At 48.2% G+C, this 2,256-nt stretch carries 2 protein-coding genes; both read left to right on the forward strand.

Features of this window, described 5'->3' with window-relative positions; translation table 11 throughout:
- A partial coding sequence (nusA, locus tag AC3DOM_RS13910) for a transcription termination factor NusA (RefSeq protein WP_487919645.1) occupies positions 1 to 1,853 on the forward strand: 1,853 nt, incomplete at its 5' end.
- Between the two features lie 9 nt (positions 1,854 to 1,862).
- On the forward strand, positions 1,863 to 2,165 hold the full coding sequence (locus AC3DOM_RS13915) for a YlxR family protein (protein ID WP_487919646.1): 303 nt from the start codon (positions 1,863 to 1,865) through the stop codon (positions 2,163 to 2,165).
- Positions 2,166 to 2,256 lie beyond the last annotated feature (91 nt).

The following is a 2,256-nucleotide window of genomic DNA, read 5'->3' on the forward strand; positions in this document are numbered from 1 at the left end:
GCAAAGCCTTTAGTGATGTTTTGGAAGAAAAGCAACTTCCAAAAGAAATAATTGTGGAAGCGATCGAGACTGCGATGGCTTCGGCCTATAGACGCGCGGTAAATGCTTCCAGTGCGCAGGAAGTTGTTGGCAAGATTGATCTCGAAACTGGTGACGTGACGATTTTTGCAGAAAAAGAGATTGTCGAAGACGTTCAGGATGAACGCACCGAAACAACGTTGGAAAATGCGCTAAAGTTTGACGAGGAAGCTGAGCTGGGTGGGATGGCATTGGTCGAATCTACGCCGGCGAATTTTGGGCGTGTTGCCGCACAAACAGCACGACAGGTCATTCAACAGCGGATCCGTGAAGCAGAACGTTCCGTACAGGCGGAGTTTTTCGAACGCCAGATCGGTGAGATCGTCAGCGGTGTCGTACAGGCATCCGGTGGACGACATGGGGTAACCGTTGGCCTGGATATGAAAGCGGAAGGCACGATCCCGAATAACCAAAAGATTCCTGGTGAGCGTTTCCGCGTTCATGACCGCATCCGCACAGTGGTATTGGAAGTAAAAGATTCGCCGCGTGGGCCACAGATCATACTTTCACGTGGGCATGGCAGTTTCCTGCGGCGTATGCTTGAAAACGAAGTGCCCGAAATTTACCATGGGGTAGTTGAGATCCGCGGGATTGCCCGCGAACCAGGACGCCGTGCAAAAGTAGCTGTTTTTGCGATGCAAGAGGGAATCGATCCCGTCGGCGCATGTGTAGGAATCCGCGGTGTGCGTATCCAGAATATTGTGCGCGAACTGCATAATGAGAAGATAGATATTATTGAATGGAATCCTGATCAAATTGCCTATATTTCGAAGGCGATCAGCCCGGCACGTGTGACAGGCGTTTATTTAAATGAAAAACCCGGCGCAGCGCGTACAGCGACCGTGGTTGTAACAGAAGATCAGCTCAGCCTCGCAATCGGTCGTGATGGACAAAATGCCCGTCTCGCCGCGAAACTTACCGGTTGGCGTATTGATATTAAGAGTTTGGTTGAGGCAACCGCGGATTCTTTGAATAAGTTGCAAAATGATCCTGAACTGGCGGAAATGCTGCCCTCCGCGGTGGAAGAAGCACCTGCGATTGAGGCACTCCTGTCCAAGAAATCAGAAGGTCGATCGCTTTCACCGGAAGAGTATCAGATTTTGTCCACATTTATGGATGGGGTCGAACGTCGCACCATCGAAGTCCAGGCTGAGGCAGCTAAAGAGGAACAAGAACGAATAGAGGCTGCCCGGGCGGATATTCCACCAGTGGCCTTCGCTATGAATCTTGCAGAGACAGATATCAAGGAACATATTTTCAATATCCTCTATGAAGCCGAGTTTGAAACAGTTGGCGATTTAATGCTGGCCTTACGACTTGACCCCGATAAAGTTTTTGACTTACCGGGGATTGGGCCAAAAGCGATTGAAAATATTACTGAAGTTTTGGCCGTCATGACTTTCCCTGAGCCAGAACCGGAAATTGTTGAAGGTGAAGGGGCTGTCGAAGAAAATGTTGAAGAAGAAGCGGTAGAAACTGAAGGTGAAGAGATAGCAGATGACACCGAGCAAGTTGAGGTGGAGGAAGCAGCAGAGGTAGAAGCTGTTGAAGCTGCGACTGTGGAAGAAAAGATGGATGATATCTTCGCACTCAAGCCAGAGATGATTTCTTCTTCAGAAAATGATGATGAACTAGATCCTGAAGAGATCGCCAAAGAGAAAAGGAAGAAAAAGAAGAAATTCGTGAAATATGAATTCGACCCCGAACTTGGCGAGGTTGTTGCCCAGAAACGGCGTAAGCGCAAAGCCGATGAGTGGGAAGAGGAAGACTGGTAATTTTTTGCAGTGAGCAAGAAATCTCCCAAACGCGGACGACATATCCCTCGGAGAACCTGTGTCGGATGTCGTGAGACTTTGGCGAAAAGAGCATTGATCCGCATTGTACGCAGCCCTGATGGGGTGCAAATTGACACAACAAGTAAATTATCTGGACGTGGCGCGTATTTACATGATCGCCTTTCCTGTTGGGAAAAAGGTCTGAAAGGTGCCTTGGTAAATGCCTTGAGGACTAATCTGACGGGAGAAGAGCGTGAAGCGTTGCAAGATTTTATGAAAACGCTGCCAGTTGAAAATGGCAAAGAAAACTAACCATATGATTTGACTTTGTTATAGCGAAGAGATCATATAGGGAAAAGGTGGCATATGAGCGATAATGGACAAAAAATCATTAAGGTCCCTG

It is taken from the genome of Candidatus Desulfolinea nitratireducens (genome assembly GCF_982879505.1).